Source organism: Variovorax sp. R-27 (genome assembly GCF_049913215.1).
Lineage (GTDB): Bacteria > Pseudomonadota > Gammaproteobacteria > Burkholderiales > Burkholderiaceae_C > Variovorax.
Window position 1 is genome coordinate 670137 of sequence record NZ_CP183984.1, and the last position, 19500, is coordinate 689636.

At 67.4% G+C, this 19500-nt stretch carries 18 protein-coding genes; 8 read left to right on the top strand and 10 right to left on the bottom strand.

Annotation, left to right across the window (positions count from 1 at the left end; translation table 11 throughout):
- Window positions 1-3 precede the first annotated feature (3 nt).
- Window positions 4-1035: a Bug family tripartite tricarboxylate transporter substrate binding protein gene (locus tag ACN9MV_RS03110; RefSeq protein ID WP_426391270.1), complete on the bottom strand. Its 1032-nt coding sequence runs from the start codon at window positions 1033-1035 to the stop codon at window positions 4-6.
- Window positions 1036-1132: 97 nt separating this feature from the next.
- Between ACN9MV_RS03110 and ACN9MV_RS03115 the strand changes: the two genes are divergently transcribed.
- Together ACN9MV_RS03115 and ACN9MV_RS03120 are read left to right on the top strand one after the other, a co-directional pair.
- Window positions 1133-2029 carry a LysR family transcriptional regulator gene (locus tag ACN9MV_RS03115; RefSeq protein ID WP_093054151.1) on the top strand — a complete coding sequence of 299 codons (897 nt, stop codon included), beginning with the start codon at window positions 1133-1135 and terminating at the stop codon, window positions 2027-2029.
- 36 nt (window positions 2030-2065) lie between these two features.
- Complete coding sequence (locus ACN9MV_RS03120; protein WP_426391271.1) at window positions 2066-2776, top strand: DUF3053 domain-containing protein; 711 nt, start codon at window positions 2066-2068, stop codon at window positions 2774-2776.
- A 27-nt stretch (window positions 2777-2803) separates the two neighbouring features.
- On the opposite strand, the gene thiL is transcribed toward ACN9MV_RS03120, so the two are convergent.
- The 6 genes from thiL to ACN9MV_RS03150 form a co-directional block, all read right to left on the bottom strand.
- Window positions 2804-3760, bottom strand: a complete 957-nt coding sequence (gene thiL, locus ACN9MV_RS03125) for a thiamine-phosphate kinase (RefSeq protein ID WP_097200421.1) — start codon at window positions 3758-3760, stop codon at window positions 2804-2806.
- A 30-nt stretch (window positions 3761-3790) separates the two neighbouring features.
- Window positions 3791-5011, bottom strand: coding sequence for a YbdK family carboxylate-amine ligase (locus ACN9MV_RS03130; protein ID WP_097200420.1), 1221 nt, complete (start codon window positions 5009-5011; stop codon window positions 3791-3793).
- Window positions 5008-6279 (bottom strand): cation:proton antiporter, encoded by a 1272-nt coding sequence (locus ACN9MV_RS03135; protein ID WP_093077040.1) that lies wholly within the window; start codon window positions 6277-6279, stop codon window positions 5008-5010. Before ACN9MV_RS03135 ends, ACN9MV_RS03130 begins: the two co-directional genes overlap by 4 nt.
- The gene (locus ACN9MV_RS03140; protein ID WP_426391272.1) at window positions 6276-8261 is read right to left on the bottom strand and encodes a site-specific recombinase; all 1986 of its coding nucleotides are present in this window, start codon (window positions 8259-8261) and stop codon (window positions 6276-6278) included. The genes ACN9MV_RS03135 and ACN9MV_RS03140 overlap by 4 nt, the downstream gene beginning before the upstream one ends.
- A gap of 119 nt (window positions 8262-8380) precedes the next feature.
- Window positions 8381-8776, bottom strand: a complete 396-nt coding sequence (apaG, locus tag ACN9MV_RS03145; RefSeq protein WP_093054165.1) for a Co2+/Mg2+ efflux protein ApaG — start codon at window positions 8774-8776, stop codon at window positions 8381-8383.
- Between the two features lie 48 nt (window positions 8777-8824).
- Window positions 8825-10204 (bottom strand): GYF domain-containing protein, encoded by a 1380-nt coding sequence (locus ACN9MV_RS03150; protein WP_426391273.1) that lies wholly within the window; start codon window positions 10202-10204, stop codon window positions 8825-8827.
- A 109-nt stretch (window positions 10205-10313) separates the two neighbouring features.
- On the opposite strand from ACN9MV_RS03150, the gene rpe reads away from it, so the two are divergent.
- Window positions 10314-11009, top strand: coding sequence for a ribulose-phosphate 3-epimerase (gene rpe, locus ACN9MV_RS03155; protein ID WP_093054169.1), 696 nt, complete (start codon window positions 10314-10316; stop codon window positions 11007-11009).
- On the opposite strand, the gene ACN9MV_RS03160 is transcribed toward rpe, so the two are convergent.
- Window positions 10999-11265 (bottom strand): hypothetical protein, encoded by a 267-nt coding sequence (locus ACN9MV_RS03160; RefSeq protein WP_093077045.1) that lies wholly within the window; start codon window positions 11263-11265, stop codon window positions 10999-11001. The two genes, rpe and ACN9MV_RS03160, sit on opposite strands and share 11 nt — an antisense overlap.
- 157 nt (window positions 11266-11422) lie before the next feature.
- On the opposite strand from ACN9MV_RS03160, the gene ACN9MV_RS03165 reads away from it, so the two are divergent.
- From ACN9MV_RS03165 to ligD, 3 genes are all read left to right on the top strand, one after another.
- Window positions 11423-12433 carry a succinylglutamate desuccinylase/aspartoacylase family protein gene (locus ACN9MV_RS03165; RefSeq protein ID WP_097200416.1) on the top strand — a complete coding sequence of 337 codons (1011 nt, stop codon included), beginning with the start codon at window positions 11423-11425 and terminating at the stop codon, window positions 12431-12433.
- Between the two features lie 73 nt (window positions 12434-12506).
- The gene (locus ACN9MV_RS03170; protein WP_426391275.1) at window positions 12507-13451 is read left to right on the top strand and encodes a Ku protein; all 945 of its coding nucleotides are present in this window, start codon (window positions 12507-12509) and stop codon (window positions 13449-13451) included.
- Window positions 13452-13466: 15 nt separating this feature from the next.
- Window positions 13467-15947, top strand: coding sequence for a DNA ligase D (ligD, locus tag ACN9MV_RS03175; RefSeq protein ID WP_426391277.1), 2481 nt, complete (start codon window positions 13467-13469; stop codon window positions 15945-15947).
- Window positions 15948-15992: 45 nt separating this feature from the next.
- Here ligD and ACN9MV_RS03180 read toward each other — a convergent pair whose 3' ends face one another.
- Together ACN9MV_RS03180 and ACN9MV_RS03185 are read right to left on the bottom strand one after the other, a co-directional pair.
- The gene (locus tag ACN9MV_RS03180; protein ID WP_426391278.1) at window positions 15993-16538 is read right to left on the bottom strand and encodes a flavin reductase family protein; all 546 of its coding nucleotides are present in this window, start codon (window positions 16536-16538) and stop codon (window positions 15993-15995) included.
- Between the two features lie 14 nt (window positions 16539-16552).
- Entirely contained in the window at window positions 16553-17821 is a 1269-nt protein-coding gene (locus ACN9MV_RS03185; protein ID WP_426391279.1) for an acyl-CoA dehydrogenase family protein, read from the bottom strand.
- Window positions 17822-17973: 152 nt separating this feature from the next.
- On the opposite strand from ACN9MV_RS03185, the gene ACN9MV_RS03190 reads away from it, so the two are divergent.
- A complete protein-coding gene (locus ACN9MV_RS03190; RefSeq protein WP_426391280.1) occupies window positions 17974-18489 on the top strand; it encodes a MarR family winged helix-turn-helix transcriptional regulator in 516 nt (171 codons plus the stop codon).
- Window positions 18490-18518: 29 nt separating this feature from the next.
- Window positions 18519-19457, top strand: coding sequence for a LysR family transcriptional regulator (locus ACN9MV_RS03195; RefSeq protein WP_426391281.1), 939 nt, complete (start codon window positions 18519-18521; stop codon window positions 19455-19457).
- Window positions 19458-19500 lie beyond the last annotated feature (43 nt).

The window sequence follows — 19500 nt, forward strand, 5'->3', positions numbered from 1 at the left end:
CCGTCAGTCGAGCCGGATGTGGGCGGTCTGGATCACCTTCGCCCACTTCTTCGTCTCGGATTGGATGTAGGCCTCGAAGGCTTCGGTCGAGCTCGGCGCGGGCTCCGCGCCGAGGTTGCGCATCGCGGCCTTGATCTGCTCGTCGGCGAGCGCGGCGTTGATCTCGGCGTTGAGCCGCGCAACGATGGGTACGGGCGTACCCGCGGGCGCCACCACGCCGAACCAGCCCGTGGAGTCGTAGCCGGGCAGGCCGGCCTCCGCCACCGAGGGCACTTCGGGCAGCATCGGCACGCGCTGCGCGCTGGTCACCGCGAAGGCGATCAGCTTGCCCGCGCGGATCTGCTGCAGCGAAGCCTGCAGGTCGACCAGCGCGAGCTGGATCTGTCCCGCCATGGTGTCGAGCGCCGCGGGGCCCGAGCCGCGGTAGGGCACTTCAACCAGCTTCACGTCGGCCATCTGCGCGAACAGCGCCGCCGACAGGTGCATGGCCGTGCCGTTGCCGCCATGACCGATCGACAGCGTGCCCGGCTTCGCCTTCGCCAGCGCGATCAGCTCGCGCTGCGTGCGCGCCGGAAGGGAAGGGTGTCCCACGATCACGAAGGGCGTGGCCGCGACCATGCCCACGGGTTTGAAGTCCTTCACCGGGTCGAAGGGCATCTGTGCGTACAGGCTCGCGTTGGCCGTCAGCGCACCGGCCGCGCCCAGCCCCAGCGTGTAGCCGTCGGCCGGTGTCTTGGCCACCAGCGCGAGCCCCACGTTGCCGCCGGCGCCGGGCCGGTTGTCGACCACCAAGGGCTGGCCCAGTTTCTCGTTGAGCCTCGGCACCATCAGGCGCACCACCGCATCGGCACTGCCGCCCGGCGGAAAGGTCACGACCATGCGGATGGGCCTGTTCGGGAAATCGCCGACGGTCGAAGATGGCGATGGCGCAGGGACCTGCGCGAAAGCCGAGCCGCCGGTCAATGCCGCGCCGACTGCGCCCAGCATGAGCTGCCTGCGAAGCGCGCTCTTCCCGTCGGCAAGAGGTACTGCCATCGAGGCTCCTTGAATGTGATGTGTCTTTTCAACGATTGAACGATGACAGCATTCATTCGTAAATCAAGATATTTCTAATGAAATATCATCTTTTCTGATGAATACGAACTTCAGTCCTACGATCCGCCAGCTGCGTGCATTCCTGGCGGTCTACCAGCTGAAAAAGCTCAGCGCGGCGGCTCAGCGGCTGTTCGTTACGCAGTCGGCGGTGAGCATGCTGATCCGCCAGCTCGAGGACGGACTGGACACGCGCCTGTTCGACCGCACCACGCGTTCGCTCAAGGCCACGGCGGCGGCCGAGCAGATGATGGTCACGGTCGAGCGCATCCTGCGCGACGTCGATTCGCTCTCGGCCGACTTTCGCGAACTGGCCACGCTCGAGCGCGGCCGCGTCACGCTGGCCATCACGCCCACGCTCTCGGCCTTTCTTCTGCCCGATGCCATGCGCGCGTTCAACGAGCAGCACCCCGGCGTGCGCGTGCTGGTGAACGACTGCGCGCCCGACCAGTTCATCTCGCGCATCCTCGGCGAGCACGTCGATTTCGGCATCGGCACGCCCGAGCGGCCCGGCGCCGAGGTCGAGGTGCAGCGGCTCATGCGCGACCACCTTGCGCTGGTGTGCCGGGAAGACCACCCGCTGGCCAAGGCGCGCGTGGTGCGCTGGACCGACCTGGCGCGCCATCCCGTCATCACCGTGCGCCCGGGCTACGGCGTGCGCCCGCTCATCGACGGCACCGCGGCCGATGCGGGCGTGGCGCTTGACGTGGTGAACGAGGTTTCGTTTCTCTCGACCGCCATCTGGATGACGGCCGCCGGCATGGGCGCGTCGATCATGCCCTCGGCCTTCGCGCGCGCGGAGGCCAATCCGTCTCTGGTGATCAAGATACTGAGTTCGCCGCGCGTGGCGCGCGACATCTCCATCGTCACCAAGCGCGGCCACTCGCTCTCGGCCGCGGCGCGTGCCTTCATAGAGGCTCTGAAGCGCTCCCTATAATTTTTAGATCCACAACACACGGGAGGGCCAGTCCCCATGAGAACTTTCATTCAACGTCTCGGGGCCCTGTCGCTCCTGGTGGCCTTCAGCTTCGCGCTGGTGGCCTGTGGCAACAAGGAGGCCGAGCAGCGCAAGGCCTTCACCACCTTCCTGCAGACCCGCGTGCTCGACAAGCCCGGCCTGCGCGTGCCGGTGCCTAACGAGGAAGAGAAAACCTCGTTCGGCGACTACGCGAAGCACTACGCCGTGATCACCGACTTCAACGAAGGCATGAACAAGTCGGTGAGCCAGCCCATGACGCAGATCATGGCCAAGGGCGCGCTGCGTTCCATCGCCGACCTGCCGGCTCGCCGCGACGACCTCAAGGCCGCGAAGGATGGCCTGACCGCCCTGCGCACCGCGCTCGACCAGCAGACCGCCAAGGCCGATGCCGCGCATGCGCAGCTCAAGCAGCCCGACGACCTGAAGCAGGTCTACGACAAGGCCTTCGACAAGACCGTGACTGCGCCGTCCACCACCTTCAAGGAAGTGTTCCCCGCGCTCGACACCGTGTTCAACAGCGCGCTGGCCATCGGCGACTTCATGGAGAAGAACAAGTCGAAGATCCAGGTCGCAGGCTCTTCGGTCACCGTGACCGACCCGGCGGTGCAGGCCGAGCTCAACAAGATGCTGCAGCAGCTCAACGGTCAATCGGCAGCCATCAACGCTGCACAGCAGAAGATGCAGGCGATGGTGCGCGGCTCCTGACCGGAGCAGCGCAGCAACGACAAGAGCTCAGACGAAGTGGTCGAACGAGCCGAAGCGCTGTGACACCGGCGCGCCGGTTGCATCGACGATGCGCAGGCCGGCATCGGCCTCGATGCGGCCGATGCGCGTGACGCGCGTGGCGCTGTTCAGGCCGGCTTGCGTGACCGCGTCGCGCGCAGAGGCGGGTGCAGTGAAGACCAGCTCGTAGTCGTCGCCCCCAGAGAGTGCGCAGGTACGCAAGAGCTCGGTGCGCAGGCCTGGCGCCTCGGCAGCGATCAGGGCCGTGGCCGCATCGGCATCGAGCGTGGCGCCCACGCCGCTCGAACCGAGGATGTGGCCCAGGTCGCCGATCAACCCATCGCTCACATCCACCGCCGAAGAGGCGATGCCGCGCAAGGCCTGCCCCAGCGCCACGCGCGGCGTGGGCTGCTCCATGCGCATGCGCGTCGATTCGAAGGCCTCGGCCGACAGCGCGATCGTGCCGCGAAACACCTCGAGCGCCAGCCGCGCATCGCCCAGCGTGCCGCTCACCCAGATGTCGTCGCCCGCGCGCGCGCCCGAACGCAGCAGCGCCGCGCCGGCCGGCACTTCGCCGAACACCGTGATGCAGATGTTGAGCGGGCCGCGCGTAGTGTCGCCACCCACCAGCTCGCAGCCGTGCGCATCGGCCAGCGCGAACAGGCCGCGCGAGAAGCCCTCGAGCCAGGGCTCGTCGACACCCGGCAGCGCAAGCGCGAGCGTGAAGGCCAGCGGCTTCGCACCGCAGGCCGCCAGGTCGCTGAGGTTCACCGCCAGCGCCTTGTGGCCCAGCCGCGCCGGATCGACGGTGGAAAGAAAGTGCCGGCCCTCGACCAGCATGTCGGAAGACACGGCGAGCTGCATGCCCGCAGCGGGCGCAAGCAGCGCGCAGTCGTCGCCCACGCCCAGCGGGGAGCGCGTGGCGGGGCGCTTGAAGTAGCGCGTGATCAGGTCGAATTCACCCATGGGGGGTGAGCATAAGGGCTGAGGCCGTGCTCAGGCCTGCCCGCGGAAGCGCAGCGACGCCTGCCGCACCACCTCGGCCAGCAGCCGCTCCTTGCCCTGCTTCTCGCGCAGCCAGCGCGCGTCGTTGCGGTTGGCTTCCACGCTGGTGCGCAGCTCGCCCAGCGCCTGCGTGGCGTTGAGCGCCTCGCTGTGCCATTCGAGCTGGGTCATCGTCATCAGGATGTGGTCGCGCAGCGGCATGTGCTGGCCGGTGGCCGGGTCCACGTACACCGCGTCCAGCCCGAAGCGGCAGGCCTGGAAGCGGTTGTAGGTGTAGACGAGGTAGTCGTCTTCCGTCGGCTCGAAGGGCTGCTCCTGCAGGAACCACGCTGCCAGCGACTGCACGTAGCCCGCGAGCGCGGCGGCGCGCTCGACGGTGAGCGGTGTGTCGAACACGCGGATCTCGATGGTGCCGAACTCGGGCTTGGGGCGGATGTCCCAGTAGAAGTCTTTCATGCTGCGCACGACGCCGGTGCGGGTCATGCGCTCGAAGTACGCCTCGAACTCCTTCCAGCTCAGCGTGAAGGGCGCGCGGCCCGACAGCGGAAACGCGAACACCGAGTTCAGCCGCGCCGAGTCGAACTGCGTGTCCTGCCCCTGCACGAAGGGCGAGGATGCCGACAGCGCGATGAAGTGCGGGATGTAGCGCGACATGCGGTGCAGCATCAGTAGCGCAGCATCGGCGTCGGGGCAGCCGATGTGCACGTGCTGGCCGAAGATGGTGAACTGCTTGCTCAGGTAGCCGTACAGCTCCGACAGTTCGCGAAAGCGCGGTTTGTCATAGATGCGCCGCTCGTGCCACTGCTGGAACGCATGTGTACCGCCGCCCACCACCGCGATGTTGAGCTTGTCGGCATTGCGGATCAGCGCTTCGCGAATGGGCGACAGCTGCGTGATCACGTCCTGCGCCGAGTGGCAGATGTCGGTCGAGATCTCGATCATGCTCGACGTCATCTCGGGCACCACGCTGCCGGGCAGCGGGGTCTGCGCCATCAGGCGCAGCATGTCCTCGGCGTAGGGGGCCAGGTCGTAGTCGTGCGTGTTCACGAGCTGCAGCTCCAGCTCCACGCCGAGCGACAGCGCCTCCGATTTGTTGAAGGGCTCGAGCTTGACCGCGCGGCTCTCGGGGTCCGAAGGCAGCGGCGCCGAGCGGACGTCGTCGCTGTCCGGGTCGATAGGCGTGTTGTTGTGGTTGTTGGTTGCGGTGCTCATCGCTGCGTGTCCTCCGTGATGCTGAAGGCCTGGGGCATCCAGGGCACCGAACTTTCGCCCACCGCGTGGATGGCCACCGTGGCGAGCATCGCGCCCACCACCTCCATCAACAGGATCGAGGGCAGGGCCACCTGCGTGATCATCGTGCCCAGCAGCGGCGATGCCGTGGCGAAATTGGAGGCAATGAGCAGCGCAATCGACGACAGCGGCGACATCGCACAGCCGACCCAGAAGGCCTGCTTCCAGCTCGCGCCGCTACCCGGGTTGGCAATGGCCACGCCCGAAATCTTGGCCAGCAGGCGCACGCCGATCACGGCCAGCACCACGCTGGCCACCGGCAACGTCCAGTCGGCCTGCGCCGCCACGATCGACACCAGCACGAACATCAGCATGGTCAGCAGCGAAGCCGCTGTGCCCAACTGTCGCTGCCAGGCCCAGGGCTTGGGGTTGAGCGTCTTCAACAGCACGCCGCCGATCAACGCTGCCAGCGGCGCCGAACCGCCGATGTGCGCGGTGAGCGCGGCGCCCGCCGCGATGATCGCCAGCAGCAGGATCGACGTGTTCTCGCTCGACGGGCTCATCACCCGCAGGGCCGAGCGCAGCGCCAGTGCCATGATCCCGCCGACCACGAACGATAGGCCCAGCACCACCGCCACCGGATACAGCTTCTGCAGCATCGTCTGCGGCGCGCGCTCGATCAGCCCGGCCTGCGCATAGCCCAGTGCCAGTGCGTAGAAGGTGTTGAGCGTGGCCAGCGTCATCGCGCGTTCGGTCACGGGGCCGGCGGCGCGGGTGTCGATGATCACGCGGCTCAGCACCGCCGGAGAGGCGACGATGGCCATCAGCGCGATCGGGTTGGCCACCGGCTCGGGCAGGCCCAGCAGCGTGAGCACCCAGTACACGCCGAAGTAGGTCAGCGTGGCTTCGAGCAGGCTCTGCACCAGCACCATCGGGTTGTGGCGGAACCAGCGCAGCGGCAGCCGCCCGCCGGCCTCGAACAGCACCACGGCCACGCCGAGTTCGAGCAGAAATAGGCTGATGCCGCGCAGCGGCCAGATCGCGCCTTCGAAGCCGGCGAAGCCCACCACCGCGCCCACCAGCGAATAGCCGATGACCTTGGGAAACCCAAGATAGCGTTGCACCAGGTGGCCGGAAGCCGCCGCCGCCGCCAGCAGCAGCGACCACAGCACGGTGGGCAGGCCCGCCGAAGGGCGCACCCATTCGGACCAGAAGCCCAGCAGATCGTTGAGGAAGCTCGTCAAATTCATCCAGGCAGGAAAAAGCTCACCGGCCGGCTGCGCCAGCGGGCCCAGATCGCGCTGCGGATGCGGGCGCGGTCACCGAGGCTCACGCTGTGCGCGCGCAGCGCCAGGCGGAAAGCGAAGTAGAAACTCACGCTCACATTGAGCGCGCCAATGACCGGGATCGCCGCCACCGCCCACCACAGCGCGGGCTGCTGCAGCATCCCGAGGCCGGTGGATGCCGCGGCTGCGGCGATCTGTCCGGCCGAGAGTGTCACGTGCCGCACATCAAGGCCAAGCCCGAAGAAACCCGCGAACGCGGGCAGCAGCCCGAGCATGAGTCCCAGCGAGATGTTGGAGGCGAAGCCTGAGATGTGTGTGCGCATGAAATCGGCCCAGCGGCGGGCCCGTGCGGCGCCGAGAAAAGCGCCGATGCGGGGGTTGTAACGCATGGCGGAGTCCATGCGATGCAGGACAAAGGCGTTTTCTGTCCATCCGGCGACGATGCTGGCCGAAAACAGCAGGATGCCGGTGATTGCCGCGTAAAGCGCGGTCGGCCCCGCCAGCGAAAGCGATTTCAGCGTGGCTGCGGCATGCGCGGCGTCGAGCAACGGTCGTTCCAGCGCCAGCTGGGCCAGCAGCGCGATGCCCACCACCGCCGGCACCACCACCAGCACATTGCCCAGCACCGCCGCCACCTGCGAGCGCACGAGGTTCGCGACCTCGTCGACGAAATCGTTCACCGCGCCGTCCGAATCGATGTCGCGCAGCCGCGCCGCCATGGCCGGCGCCGTCATCGCGGGCTGCTTGGTGGCCAGCGTCAGGTGCAGCAGCTGGATCGCGACGAAGCTGGCCGCATACATCAGCCCCGCGCCCAGCCCGCTCCAGAAGGCCGACAGGCCCAGCGCATAGATGCCGAACTTCAACAGCACCGTGATGGCCGTGAGCGCGCCGCCGCCCGCGGCCTTCTTCACCATCTGCAGGTAGCTGGCGCGGTCGCGGGTGATGTAGTGCTCGCCGGTCTCGGCGCTGCGCTCGGTCACCTTGGCGGCCAGCATCGATGAGTTCGAAGCGATCAGCGCGCGGATGCTGTTGCGCTCGCCGCCCGCCAGCACCAGCCGGCCTACCAGTCGCGCCACGCTGGGCGCGGGGTTGGGCGCCATCAGGCAGTCGAGCAGCTCGCGAATGCGCAACACCCGCTCGCGCAACTGGCGCAGCCGGAACACCAGGCCGACCGAGATGCCGTTGTCTTCCAGGTGCGTGTAGACCGAGGCGGCGCCGGCCCGGCAGGCGTCGAGCCGGTCGCGGAAGGCCAAGAAGGCAGCCTGCAGCGCCTCCTCGTCGCGGGGCTCGCCGGGCCGGTCGAACATCTGCTCGCGCAGTTCGTCGAGGTCGGCCATCAGCGAATGGAAAGGGCGCCCCTGGCCCAGCACCTCGGTGCTCATGCGCAGGCGCAGCTCCGGCGAGAAACCGGCCGCAACCACCTGGCTGCTGCAGTAGGTGACGGCATCCATCACCGTGTGGCGCCAGCGCGGCGCGCCGTCGTCGTCCAGCGCCGCATCGGCCAGCAGCGCGCCGATGCGGGCCAGCTGCGTCTCGTCGAGCAGAGCGATCCAGCCCGCGTCGAACACGCCGGGCAGCACCATGCGGAACAGGTCCGACGCGTCGGTGGTCTCGGGCGTGCCGGGCAGGATCTTGCGGCGCAGCCGCTCGCCCAGCTCGCTGGCGAAGGCGGTGCGGGGCGCAAAGCCGTAGTCGGCCAGCAGCGTGGTCAGGTCGACCGCCTGCGTGAACACGCGCCACCAGGCGCGCAGCCGCTCTCGCAATTCGGGCCGCGCCTCGATGGCGTCGAGCAGCAGCTGCACGCGGCCGATCGCTGCCTGGGGCGAGGCGCGGTCGCCGCGCAGCCAGTCGAAGATATTGATGAGCCAGATGTGGCGCTGTGCCACGTCGGCTGTCGGGTCGAGGCCGGCAAGCAGCCCCTGCAAGTCGCGCGATGCGGCAGCCATGGAACGATCTCGTCAAGCGCCGGGGAACGCCGCGGAACCGGCTTTGCCGGGCCGCAGGTGTTGCCCCCGGCGAGGGGGGTGGCGAAGCGACACGAAGTGCGCGAAGCCTGGGGGAGTACCTAGTGAAGCACGCGGGAGACGGGGGCTCCGCCCACATCCGCTTCAAGCACGAACATCGGAATCGGCACGTCGAAGCGCTCGCCTTCTTCCGTCACCACGAAATAGCTGCCATGCATCGTCCCGCTGGGCGCCTGCAGGCGGCAGCCGCTCGTGTAGCGGAAGGATTCGCCGGGCGCCAGCAGCGGCTGCTGGCCGATCACGCCGAGGCCTTTGACCTCCTGCGCATGGCCCGAGGCATCGTTGATGAGCCAGTGGCGGGCGATCAGCTGGGCAGCCACCGTCCCCGTGTTGGTGACGGTGACCGTGTACGAGAAGGTGTAGATGTTGTCCTTGGCCGACGACTGTTCGGCCAGGTAGCGCGGTTCGACTTGCACGCTGAAGGGGCTGTGTGACATGGGCGCGATGGTAACTGCAGGCCTTTTCCCCATGTCCGCCTGGCGATGTCAGATCGTGTTGCCCTTCGGCGTGCTCTCGGGTGCCGCGGCCGGAACGGTCTGGAACAGCAGGTCGCGCAGCGCCGCGGTGGCGGCCGTGTCCGGGTCCCGGTCCGAGGTGCCGACCAGCACGATGCGCCAGACCTGGGTGCCGCTCTTCAGCAGCGTGGCGTCCACGTGCCGCGAGGCGTCCGTGGTCATCGCACCCTTCATCTGCAGGCCCAGGCGGCCCTTGACGTTGATGGGGCGCGCGCGCGCGTCCAGCTCCATCGACGGGCGCACCGCCATCGCCCAGATCCGCTGGTACTCGTCCAGGCTCACCTGCTCCATGCCACCTTCCACGGCGAAGACCGCGACCACGGTGTCCGAGAAGAAGGTGTGAACCACGTCGCCGGTGGTGTTGGACTGCTCCCGGTATTGCCACCCGCGCGGGATGCTCGCGCGCAGCTTCGTGACAGGGTTCGTCCACTCGAAGCCGGCGTAGAAGCGCATGCTTCTTTGCGCCTCGCGCTGGTTGATGAAGACCACGCCGGCCACGAGGCCCGCCAGTGCGGTCACGGCCAGGCCCGTGCGCAACACGCCGGTTCCGGCCGCCTGCACCAGATAGCGCTTCGCGTCGTAGGTGGCGGGGCGGCCCTCCTTCACCTCGAAGAACTGGCGGCCCATGGTTAACAGCGTGACGAAGGGAATGCCCAGGCCGAGGCCGGACAGGTACATCCACGCCACGCGTCCCAGGTACTGAAGGAAGGTTGGCCGCCCGCCGTCGCGCAGCCTGACCCGCACGCCGAACAGCAGCTTGCCCAGCGTCGTGCCGAACAGGCCGAAGACGATGGCTTCGAAGACCAGCGCCACGGGCAGGAAGATGATCCCGAGCGTTGGCGTGGACGACGGGTTTTCCATCCACAGGCCGAAGGCCGGCCAGATGCGGCCCACCACCGCGGCCATGAAGAAGCCAGCGGGCAGGCACATCGTCCAGACGTCGAAGAGACGGGCGAAAAAGCGGCGCCACGGGCCGGCCGCCGGCAGGCCGGGGTCACGCCTTTGCGGTGCTGGTGCCTCCAGGGGGCCGTCGGACAGCCACGGTTCCGGGTCGGGGCGCGCGGACTGCGGCGCGGGCATCGGGTGGTCCGGGGCTGCTTGCTCGTCGGGCAAAGGCGGCGCCTCGCGCACTGCGGCGGGCCCGAAGTCCGGCAGCAGCACGGGCTCCATGCGCATGCCGGGCAGCATCAGTTCCTCGACCTGGTGCAGGGGCTTCCAGGCCAGCCGCCCCGGACGCCAGACCAGCGTCTGCGCGTCGATGACGCCCGTGCGAATGCGTTCATGGATCTGCGCGACCGACAACGGACCCTGCCTGTCTTCGCCCCGTGCGTACCACCAGCCCTCGTCCATGGAAGCTCCCCCGTCTTGTAGTGCCGCCCTCTGCGGGCCACACAAATGTATCGGGAAGTACTCCTTGCTCCAAGGACAGGCGGGCGGGGCTGAAGCGACAATCGGGGGCATGAGCACCCCGTTTCGCATCGCGCCCTCCATCCTGTCCGCCGACTTCGCGCACCTCGGCAAAGAACTGACCGACGTGATTGCGGCCGGCGCCGACTGGATCCATTTCGACGTGATGGACAACCACTACGTGCCGAACCTGACCTTCGGCCCGATGATCTGCCAGGCACTCAAGCCCTACGCCAAGACCGCCGACGGCACCCCGGTGCCCGTCGACGTGCACCTGATGATCCAGCCGGTCGACGCACTGGCGGCCTCTTTCGCGCAAGCGGGCGCCGACTACATCAGCTTCCACCCCGACGCCTCGCCCCACACGCACCGCAGTATCCAGGCCATCAAGGCGGCCGGCTGCAAGGCCGGGCTGGTGTTCAACCCGGGGCTGGGCCTGGAGGCGCTCGACTGGGCCATCGACGACATTGACCTGATCCTGATCATGAGCGTGAACCCCGGCTTCGGCGGCCAGAGCTTCATCGACTCGGCCCTGCGCAAGATCGAACTCGCGCGCAAGCGCATCGAGCAGAGCGGGCGCGACATCCGCCTCGAGGTGGACGGCGGCATCAAGGCCGACAACATCGCGCGCGTGGCCTCGGCCGGCGCCGACACTTTCGTGGCGGGCAGCGCCATCTTCAACGCCAAGGACTACGGCGCCGTCATCACCGACATGCGCAAGCAGCTGGCGGGCGTCGTCAGCGCTTGATCTTCCCGCTCTTGTAGACGCGGTTGGCCTCCAGCCCGCGGTCGGTATCGACCAAACCGCGCTCCACGTCTTCATGGGCCTGGCGGCCCACCTCGGTCGGACGGCCGTCCGGCGTCTGCTGGCTGTCGGACGACTGGTCGTGCTCGTGCGGCAGGCGCGGCGCCGATTCGCCGCCTTGCTCCACCTTGGTCTTGCCGCCGCCGGCATCCTTTTGAGGATCGGCCGGCGCGGTCTTGCTCTTGCTGCTCTTGCTCATGCGGGGCTCCTTCAATGAAGAACGAGCCTGTGTCGCGACTGCCGCCGGGGCGGTAGGACATGCAAGGCAGCCCCTGTAGGCGGGCGTGGCCCGCCACTATGCTATGAAATGAGTAGCGCCTTTGCGCGCAGGGAAGGGGCTCCGCAATAATCCCCGGATGTCCTCCGATCCCTCAGATCCATTTGCCGGCATTGCCACCGACAGCCTGCGCATCCACACCTTCGTCTCGCTGAACCCGGGCCCCCGGTTGCTCGTGATGGGCGGCGTGCATGGCGACGAAGTCTCCGGCACCCTGGGCATCGAGCGCATCCTGGGCGAGTTCGAGGCCGGCACCCTGCAATTGCAGCGCGGCGAGCTGACCTTGGTGCCCGTCGCCAATCCGCTCGCACGGCGCCGACTGCAGCGCGAGGGCGAGCGCAACCTCAACCGCCTGTTCCGCCCGACCGAGGCACCGGCCGACTACGAAGCCCGCGTGACCAACGTGCTGGCGCCGCTGATCGCGCGCCACGAAGTGCTGCTCGACCTGCATTCCTTCCAGAGCGAGGGCGAGGCCTTCGCCATGATCGGCCCGCGCGACAACACCGGCACGCTGGAGCCCTTCGCCCGTTCGTATGAAGAGGGCCAGCTCGCGCTGCACATCGGCACGCCCATCGTGGTGGAGGGCTGGCTCGACATCTACGCCGCCGGCCTCGCGCAACGCGCGGGCGGCACGCCGGCCGACGAGGCCGCGCTCGACTTCGGCCGCGGCACCAACGAATACATCCGCAGCCGCGGCGGCTACGGCGTCACGCTCGAATGCGGCCAGCACCTGGACCCGCAGGCACCCGAGGTGGCGTGGCGCGCCATCCGACGCACGCTTGCGCTGCTGGGCATGGCGGCGCTGCCCGAAGGGCTGTCGGGTGCGCCGGTGCAGCCTCCCAAGCTGCTGCGCCTGGCCAGCGTGACCGACCGCCTGCACGAGGAAGACAGCTTCGTGCGCGACTGGGCCACCTTCGACGAAGTGCAGCGCGGCGAGCCCATCGGCATGCGCCACGACGGCACGCTGTTGAGCGCGCCCGAAGACGGCTTCATCGTGTTTCCCAACGCGATGGCGCTGCCCGGCGCCGAGTGGTTCTATTTCGCGCGCCCGAGCGAGCGCCGGCTCGGGCCGGTGGCCGGCGCGGCCTGACGAAGCCTGACGCCGCGCTCCTACATCGCCCGCACATGGGTGGCGCACATTCCAAGATTGAAGGAGTGTGCCCATGCCAGTCTCGAAAAAAGCCCCCGCGCCGCGCGTCCTCTGGAAGGGCGCCATCAGCTTCGGCCTCGTCCACATCCCGGTGGCGCTCTATTCGGCCACCACCGACCACGGCATCGACTTCGACTGGCTCGACAAGCGGACCATGGACCCGGTCGGCTACAAGCGCATCAACAAGAAGACCGGCAAGGAGATCGCGCGCGAGCAGATCGTGAAGGGCGTCGAATACGAGGACGGCGAGTACGTGGTGATCAGCGACAAGGAGATCGCGGCCGCCTACCCCAAGACCACGCAGACCATCGAGATCGAGACTTTCGTGCCGGCCAACGGCATTCCCTTCGTGTATCTGGAGCGGCCGTACTACGTGGCGCCCATCAACCGCGGCGCCAAGGTGTACGCGCTGCTGCGCGAAACCCTGCAGCGCAGCGAGCGCGTGGGCGTGGCGCGGGTCGTCATCCAGACCAAGCAGCACCTCGCCGTGCTGGTGCCCGTCGGTCCCGGCCTCGTGCTGAACCTGCTGCGCTGGGGCGCCGACATCCGCCCGTGGACCGACCTGCCATTGCCCTCCGAAGATGCGAAGAAGGCAGGCCTGAGCGAGCGCGAGCTCAAGATGGCGAAGCAACTGGTCGACGACATGAGCGCCGACTGGGATCCGAACGAATTCAAGGACGAGTTCAAGGACGAGATCCTTCGGCTGATCGACAAGAAGGTGAAGGCCGGCCAGACCGAGACCGTGACGCAGCCCGAGCCTGAAGAAGAGCAGTCCACCGAAGGCCGCGGCGCCAAGATCATCGACCTGACCGAGTTGCTGCAGCGCAGCCTGCGCGGCAAGGCGAAGGCTGCCGGCGAAGAAGAAGCTCCCCCACCCAAGGCCGCGGCGAAGAAGCGCAAGCCCGCCACCAAGACAGCAGCGCGCAAGGCCCCGGTCCGACATCGCCGCGCCGCCTGACGCCGGCCTGCCGCCATGGGCACCACCGCATCGACCGCGCGCAAGGCGCTGGCGCGCTACCACGGCAAGCGCGATTTCACCCGCACGCCGGAGCCCAAGGCCGGCGGCAGGAATGGCAAGGGCGTGCTGTCCTTCGTCATCCAGAAGCACCACGCGAGCCATCTGCACTACGACTTCAGGCTCGAACTCGACGGCACGCTCAAAAGCTGGGCCGTGCCGAAGGGGCCGTGCCTCGACCCGACCGTGAAGCGCATGGCCGTGCACGTCGAAGACCATCCGATCTCTTACGCCGGCTTCGAGGGCACGATCCCGCCGAAGCAGTACGGCGCGGGGACCGTCATCGTCTGGGACCGCGGCGACTGGCTGCCCGACGGCGATGCGCGCAAGGCGCTCGCGGCCGGCAAGCTCAAGTTCGAGCTGCGCGGCGAGAAGCTGCACGGCCACTGGACGCTGGTGCGCATGCACGGCAAGGGCGACGAGAAGCACGAACCCTGGCTGCTCATCAAGGAGCGCGACGGCGATGCGCGTGCGCTCGACGACTACGACGTGCTCGAAGAACAACCGGCCAGCGTGATCACCGGGCGCGACGTGGACGAGGTGGACCAGCCGCCGAAGAAAGTCGCAACGAAGAAGGCGCCCGCAAAGAAAGCCGCACTTCCCGCCACCTTCCAGCCCCAGCTCGCCACTCTCGCGACTTCGCCACCGCCGTCTCCCAACGACTGGCTCTACGAACTCAAGTTCGACGGCTACCGCCTGCTCGCGCGCATCGACAAGGGCAAGGCCCGCTGCTTCACCCGCAACGGCCATGACTGGACCGCGAAGCTGCCTGCGCTCGCCAAGGCCCTCGCGAAGCTGCCTACCGACTCGGCCTGGCTCGACGGCGAGATCACCGTCGACGGCGAAAACGGCGCACCCGACTTCCAGGCGCTGCAGAACGCCTTCGACAGCGGTGCGACGTCGTCCATCGTCTACTGGCTGTTCGACGCGCCTTTTCTCGATGGCGAAGACTTGCGCGACCTGCCGGTCGAGGAGCGCCGCGCACGGCTCGCGCAGCTGCTCGGCAAGAAGCCGCCCGCGCTGCTGCGCCTGAGCGAAACCTTCGACGCCTCGCCGCGCGACTTGCTCGCGTCGTCGGCGCGCATCGGCTTCGAGGGCATCGTCGGCAAGCGCAAGGGCTCGCCGTATGTGTCGCGCCGCTCGCCCGACTGGATCAAGCTCAAGAACCAGCAGCGCCAGGAATTCGTGATCGGCGGCTACACCACGCCCAAGGGCACGCGCTCGGGCTTCGGCTCATTGCTGCTCGGCGTGCACGACGAGGCCACCGGGCGCCTTCGCTACTGCGGCAACGTCGGCACGGGCTTCGACGCCGACCGCCTCGCCGACATCAAGGCGAAGCTCGACAGGCTGGCCACCGAAGACTGCCCGTTCACCCCCACGCCGCGCGGCATCAAGGCGCAGTGGGTCAAGCCATCACTCGTGGCCGAAGTCTCGTTCGGCGAATGGACGCGCGAAGACCGCGTGCGCCAGGCCGTCTTTCAAGGCCTGCGCGCCGACAAGCCCGCGCGCGACATCCGCCGCGAGCGGCCGGAGGAAGGAAAGAGAAAGAGCGCCCCCATGTCCCAGAAGATCACCCACGCCGACCGCGTGATCGACAAGCACAGCGGCATCACCAAGGGCGAGCTCGCGGCCTACTACGACGGGGTGGCCAGGCTCATGCTGCCGCACCTGCGCGGCCGGCCGGTGTCGCTGGTGCGCGCGCCCGAGGGCGTGGGCGGCGAGCTGTTCTTCCAGAAGCACGTGCAGAACCGCGAGATTCCCGGCGTGCGCCTGCTCGATCCCGCGCTCGACCCGGGCCACGAGCCGCTGCTGCAGATCGACACGAAGCAGGGCCTGCTCGGCGCCGCGCAGATGAACGTCATCGAGCTGCACACCTGGAACGCCACCTCGCGCGCCATCGGCAAGCCCGACCGCATGACCTTCGACCTCGACCCCGGCGAAGGCGTGGCATGGCCGCAGATACAGGAGGCCGCGATGCTGGTGCGAACGCTGCTTGACGAGCTTGGCCTGCCCTCGTTCCTGAAGACCAGCGGCGGCAAGGGGCTGCACGTGGTCGTGCCGATCCGGCGCCAGTACGACTGGGATGCCGTCAAGGGCTTCTCGCAGGCCGTGGTGGCGCATCTGGCGCAGACCATTCCGGCGCGCTTCGTCGCCAAGAGCGGGCCGCGCAACCGCGTGGGCAAGGTCTTCGTCGACTACCTGCGCAATGGCTTCGGCGCGACCACCGTCAGCGCGTGGTCGGCGCGTTCGCGCCCGGGGCTGGGCGTGTCGGTGCCGCTTGCGTGGGAAGAGTTGCCCGAGCTCACGAGCGCTTCGCAGTGGACCGTCGCCAATGCGGCGCAGCGCTTCGAAACCGGCAACAAGCCCTGGGCCGCGATGGAGCGCAGCCGCAAGGGGCTTGCTGCGGCGATGAAGCTGCTCGGCTACAAGCTGGAGTGATGCCCGCCGCCAGTCGAGAGTTGCGCGCGAAACTGCGAACCAGCCTCATCGAGGCCGTGCCAGCGTCGCCGCGAGCTCCCACAACGAACCCATCTGCCCCGAATGAAAGAGCAAAGGCGGCGTGTCGGTCCGCGAGAAGCGATCGACCCGGCCGAGGATGATCGTGTGATCGCCTTCCTGGTGGCGTGAATAGGTCGAGCACTCGAAGGTTGCGACGCTCTCGACAAGCCTTGGGCATTCGTTGGGTCCAACTTCGAATGCTTCGGCGTAGCGCTCGAACTTGTCCGCCGCGGGCTTGGCGAAATGCCAGGCCAGGTCGCGCTGCTCTGCGGTCAGCACGCTGAGGTTGAACGGCCGCGCCGCAAGGAATGCGTCGGCGCTGCGCGTGTCGTCGCGGATGCTCCACAGGATCAAGGGTGGATCCAGCGACACCGAGGCGAACGAGTTGATCGTCATGCCCTCGCGCTTGCCTTCAGGTGTCGCGGTCGTCACGAGGCACACCCCCGTGGGAAAGGCGCCAAGCGCCTGTCGCAGTTGGCGGGCATCGACCGTGTCGGCCGCGTCGCCCGTGATGAGAGCCCAGGAGTACATGGCCGATACCCCGATCAGTACTGGCCCTTCGGCTCGAGGCCGAGCAGGTATTGCCCCACCATCGAAGAAACTGCATCCCAGTTGAGGCTGATGTGGCGCGAGATGGCGTTCGTGTCCCGCCACATGCGCTGGATCGGCTGGTCGAGTGCCAGGCCTGCGCCTCCTACGCTGGCGAACACGGCTTCCACGGCATCGCGCGAGAGACGTGCGGCGAAGGCGTGGTCGCGCCGGTTGCGAATCCGTTGCTGGATGCTGATGACATGGCCATCGGCTGCCATCTGCTCTACCTGTGCGGTGTCGCGATAAAGGAGAAGCCGCGCTGCATCGACGCTCGCCGACGCTTCAGCCAGGCGAGACTGCACCGGGAAGAACTCGCTCAGCCTGCTTCCGCCTCCAGCAACAGCCCCTCGCGTGACGCGCGAGCCGGCCAGCCCGATCAGTTCGTCCACCGCGCCTTGGGCCGTGCCGATGATCGGCGACACGAGGCATACCGGCACCGCCGACAGAAAGGGGATGCGGTAGATCGGGTTCGTGTTGACGGCGGCGCCGGGAGGGTTGTTGGAGGAAGCCTGCGCAAACGTCAGCTTGCGGTGCCCCGGAATGAATGTCGGCTTGTCGATGACGATCGCCTTGGATCCCGTTCCGGCCTGGCCCGCCACGTGCCAGTTGTCCTCGATCGACCAATCCGATCGGGGTGCGAGCAGAAAGCCGGCCGTTGGCGCAGCGCCCTTTTCTTCCGGCGGAAACTGAACGCCCAGCAGTGCCCACTGGGAGTTGTCCACGTTGGACGCGAAAAGCCATTTGCCATGCACGAGGTAGCCGCCGTCGACCTTCTCGGCCATCGTCGCCGGTGCATACGAGCCGCACACGATTGCGCTGGGGTCCTCGCGCCAGACGTCGTCCTGCGCCTGCTCGGGGAAGGTCGCGACCAGCCATTGATGGATGGCGCCCAGCGAGCAGCCCCACGCCGACGAGGTGCAGCCTCGTGCCAGTTCGCTGACCACGTCGATGAAAGCGGTAAAGCCGTACTCGAACCCGCCGTAGCGCGCCGGCTGCATCAGCTTGAAGAAGCCCGCGTCATGGAATGCACGCGTCGTCTCTTCCGAAACGCGGCGATCCTGTTCGGTGCGTTGAGCCCGGGCGCGCAGCACCGGCACCAATTCGCTTGCGGATGCAACTATTTTTTCGATCGAAGGGGCGCCCATCGCAGGCGACTTTCGGCCTGGCGCAGGGATGTCGACGTGATTGAGTTGAGCGAGCGGGTTCGTTGCGGCATCAGTCATGGGTGTCTCCAAAGGATGTGTGGCTCTGCGATCAGAGGGCTCAATTGAAGCGGATAACATTTGCAAATGCAATCAATATTGGCTCGGGGTTTACGCTATATCGGTGATGTTTTTCGCTTGTAAGATGGCCCATGACCAAGAGAAAGCCGGCAGTGACCACCCCCGTAAAGCAGCGCAAGACAAGCCCCGAAGCGCTCCCGGAATTGATTGCAGAAGCAGATAAATCTGTGAATCACGATCTGGAACGGGCAATCCCTTACTTGCTTGCACGTGCGGGAACCCGAATGGGCCAGTCGTTCAGCAGGGAGCTCAAGCAGTTCAACCTTTCGCTGACCGAGTGGCGGATCTGCGTCGCGCTGCACCATCAGCCACATCAGCGCCTCTCCGACCTGGCGTTGCACACATCGACCGAGCCTTCCACGCTCTCGCGAACTGTCGACGGCCTGCTTCAACGCGGTGTGGTGGTGCGCGATCGATCCGACGAGGATGCGCGGGCCCTTGCGCTCGCACTGACCGAGGCAGGGCGCGACCTCGCGTTGCGGATCATTCCGCTGGCCCAGTTGTACGAGCGGGTGTCGCTGTCAGGACTGAGCTTCGCGCAGGCCGAGTCGCTTCGGGACATGCTCCGGATGGTCTACGACAACCTGGCCGTGCTGGACAACGAATGACGGCTCGATAAACGGCCGGAGACGACGCGGTGAACATCAACTCCATTGATCTGAATCTCTTCCTGGTCTTTCAGGCGATCTACGCCACGCGCAGCGTGACGCTCGCGGGTGATCGGCTCGGCATGACGCAGTCGGCGGTGAGCAACGCCCTCAAGCGCATGCGCGAGCGTTTCAGCGACACGCTGTTCGTGCGCTCGGCGGACGGGATGGTCCCCACGCCCGTCGCCGAACGCCTCATCGCCCCGATCGAGGAGGGAATCGCCTGCCTGGTGCAGGCGGTCGATCAAGGCAGAACCTTCGATGCGCAGACATCGGGCCGCACGTTCAGGATTGCCGTCAACGACATCGGGCAACTGGTCATGATGCCCGAGCTGCTCATGGTCGCTCGCGCTGCTGCACCCGGGGTTCGCTTCGAAACAGTGGACGTCTCCATGGCCGACGCCCGGCAGCGGATGCTCCATGGACAGATCGACATAGCGCTCGGCAGCTGGGAGCCGATGGGGCCGTCGTTCTACCAGCAGCGACTGTTCGACGAATCATTCGTCGTGCTGATGTCGAAGACTTCGCCGTTGGGCACACCCGCAAGCATCGAACTCGACGACTACCTCGCGGCGGAACACATTGCGTACCGGCCTCAGGGAACGACCGACTCGCAATTGCAGCAGACCCTGGATCGGGCGGGTGCGCTCGATCGCCGGCGGGTCGTCCTTACGGCCGCTCACTCGCTGGGCCTGTCGTCGATCGTCGCCGCATCGGGCCTGCTGCTGACTGCGCCGGCCCGTCTCGCCAGGGCGATGGTGGCTTCACGCGCGGATCTGCATATCGTCGATGCGCCGTTCGAGGTCACGCCATTCGAAATACGGCAGCAGTGGCACGAGCGATTTCATCAGGACAGCGGAAATCGCTGGCTGCGCGAACTGATATTCGGCCTCTTCCATCAGCGATCACGCCGCGATCCACAGGTGTAGACGTCGTACGGTGCGCCTGGATTGGCCTGCCGTCGCGGTGCCG

Coding starts and splice junctions, on each gene's coding strand:
- ACN9MV_RS03110 (WP_426391270.1), bottom strand. CDS start 1,035: ATGGCAGTACCTCTTGCCGACGGGAAGAGCGCGCTTCGCAGGCAGCTC.
- ACN9MV_RS03115 (WP_093054151.1), top strand. CDS start 1,133: ATGAATACGAACTTCAGTCCTACGATCCGCCAGCTGCGTGCATTCCTG.
- ACN9MV_RS03120 (WP_426391271.1), top strand. CDS start 2,066: ATGAGAACTTTCATTCAACGTCTCGGGGCCCTGTCGCTCCTGGTGGCC.
- thiL (WP_097200421.1), bottom strand. CDS start 3,760: ATGGGTGAATTCGACCTGATCACGCGCTACTTCAAGCGCCCCGCCACG.
- ACN9MV_RS03130 (WP_097200420.1), bottom strand. CDS start 5,011: ATGAGCACCGCAACCAACAACCACAACAACACGCCTATCGACCCGGAC.
- ACN9MV_RS03135 (WP_093077040.1), bottom strand. CDS start 6,279: ATGAATTTGACGAGCTTCCTCAACGATCTGCTGGGCTTCTGGTCCGAA.
- ACN9MV_RS03140 (WP_426391272.1), bottom strand. CDS start 8,261: ATGGCTGCCGCATCGCGCGACTTGCAGGGGCTGCTTGCCGGCCTCGAC.
- apaG (WP_093054165.1), bottom strand. CDS start 8,776: ATGTCACACAGCCCCTTCAGCGTGCAAGTCGAACCGCGCTACCTGGCC.
- ACN9MV_RS03150 (WP_426391273.1), bottom strand. CDS start 10,204: ATGGACGAGGGCTGGTGGTACGCACGGGGCGAAGACAGGCAGGGTCCG.
- rpe (WP_093054169.1), top strand. CDS start 10,314: ATGAGCACCCCGTTTCGCATCGCGCCCTCCATCCTGTCCGCCGACTTC.
- ACN9MV_RS03160 (WP_093077045.1), bottom strand. CDS start 11,265: ATGAGCAAGAGCAGCAAGAGCAAGACCGCGCCGGCCGATCCTCAAAAG.
- ACN9MV_RS03165 (WP_097200416.1), top strand. CDS start 11,423: ATGTCCTCCGATCCCTCAGATCCATTTGCCGGCATTGCCACCGACAGC.
- ACN9MV_RS03170 (WP_426391275.1), top strand. CDS start 12,507: ATGCCAGTCTCGAAAAAAGCCCCCGCGCCGCGCGTCCTCTGGAAGGGC.
- ligD (WP_426391277.1), top strand. CDS start 13,467: ATGGGCACCACCGCATCGACCGCGCGCAAGGCGCTGGCGCGCTACCAC.
- ACN9MV_RS03180 (WP_426391278.1), bottom strand. CDS start 16,538: ATGTACTCCTGGGCTCTCATCACGGGCGACGCGGCCGACACGGTCGAT.
- ACN9MV_RS03185 (WP_426391279.1), bottom strand. CDS start 17,821: ATGACTGATGCCGCAACGAACCCGCTCGCTCAACTCAATCACGTCGAC.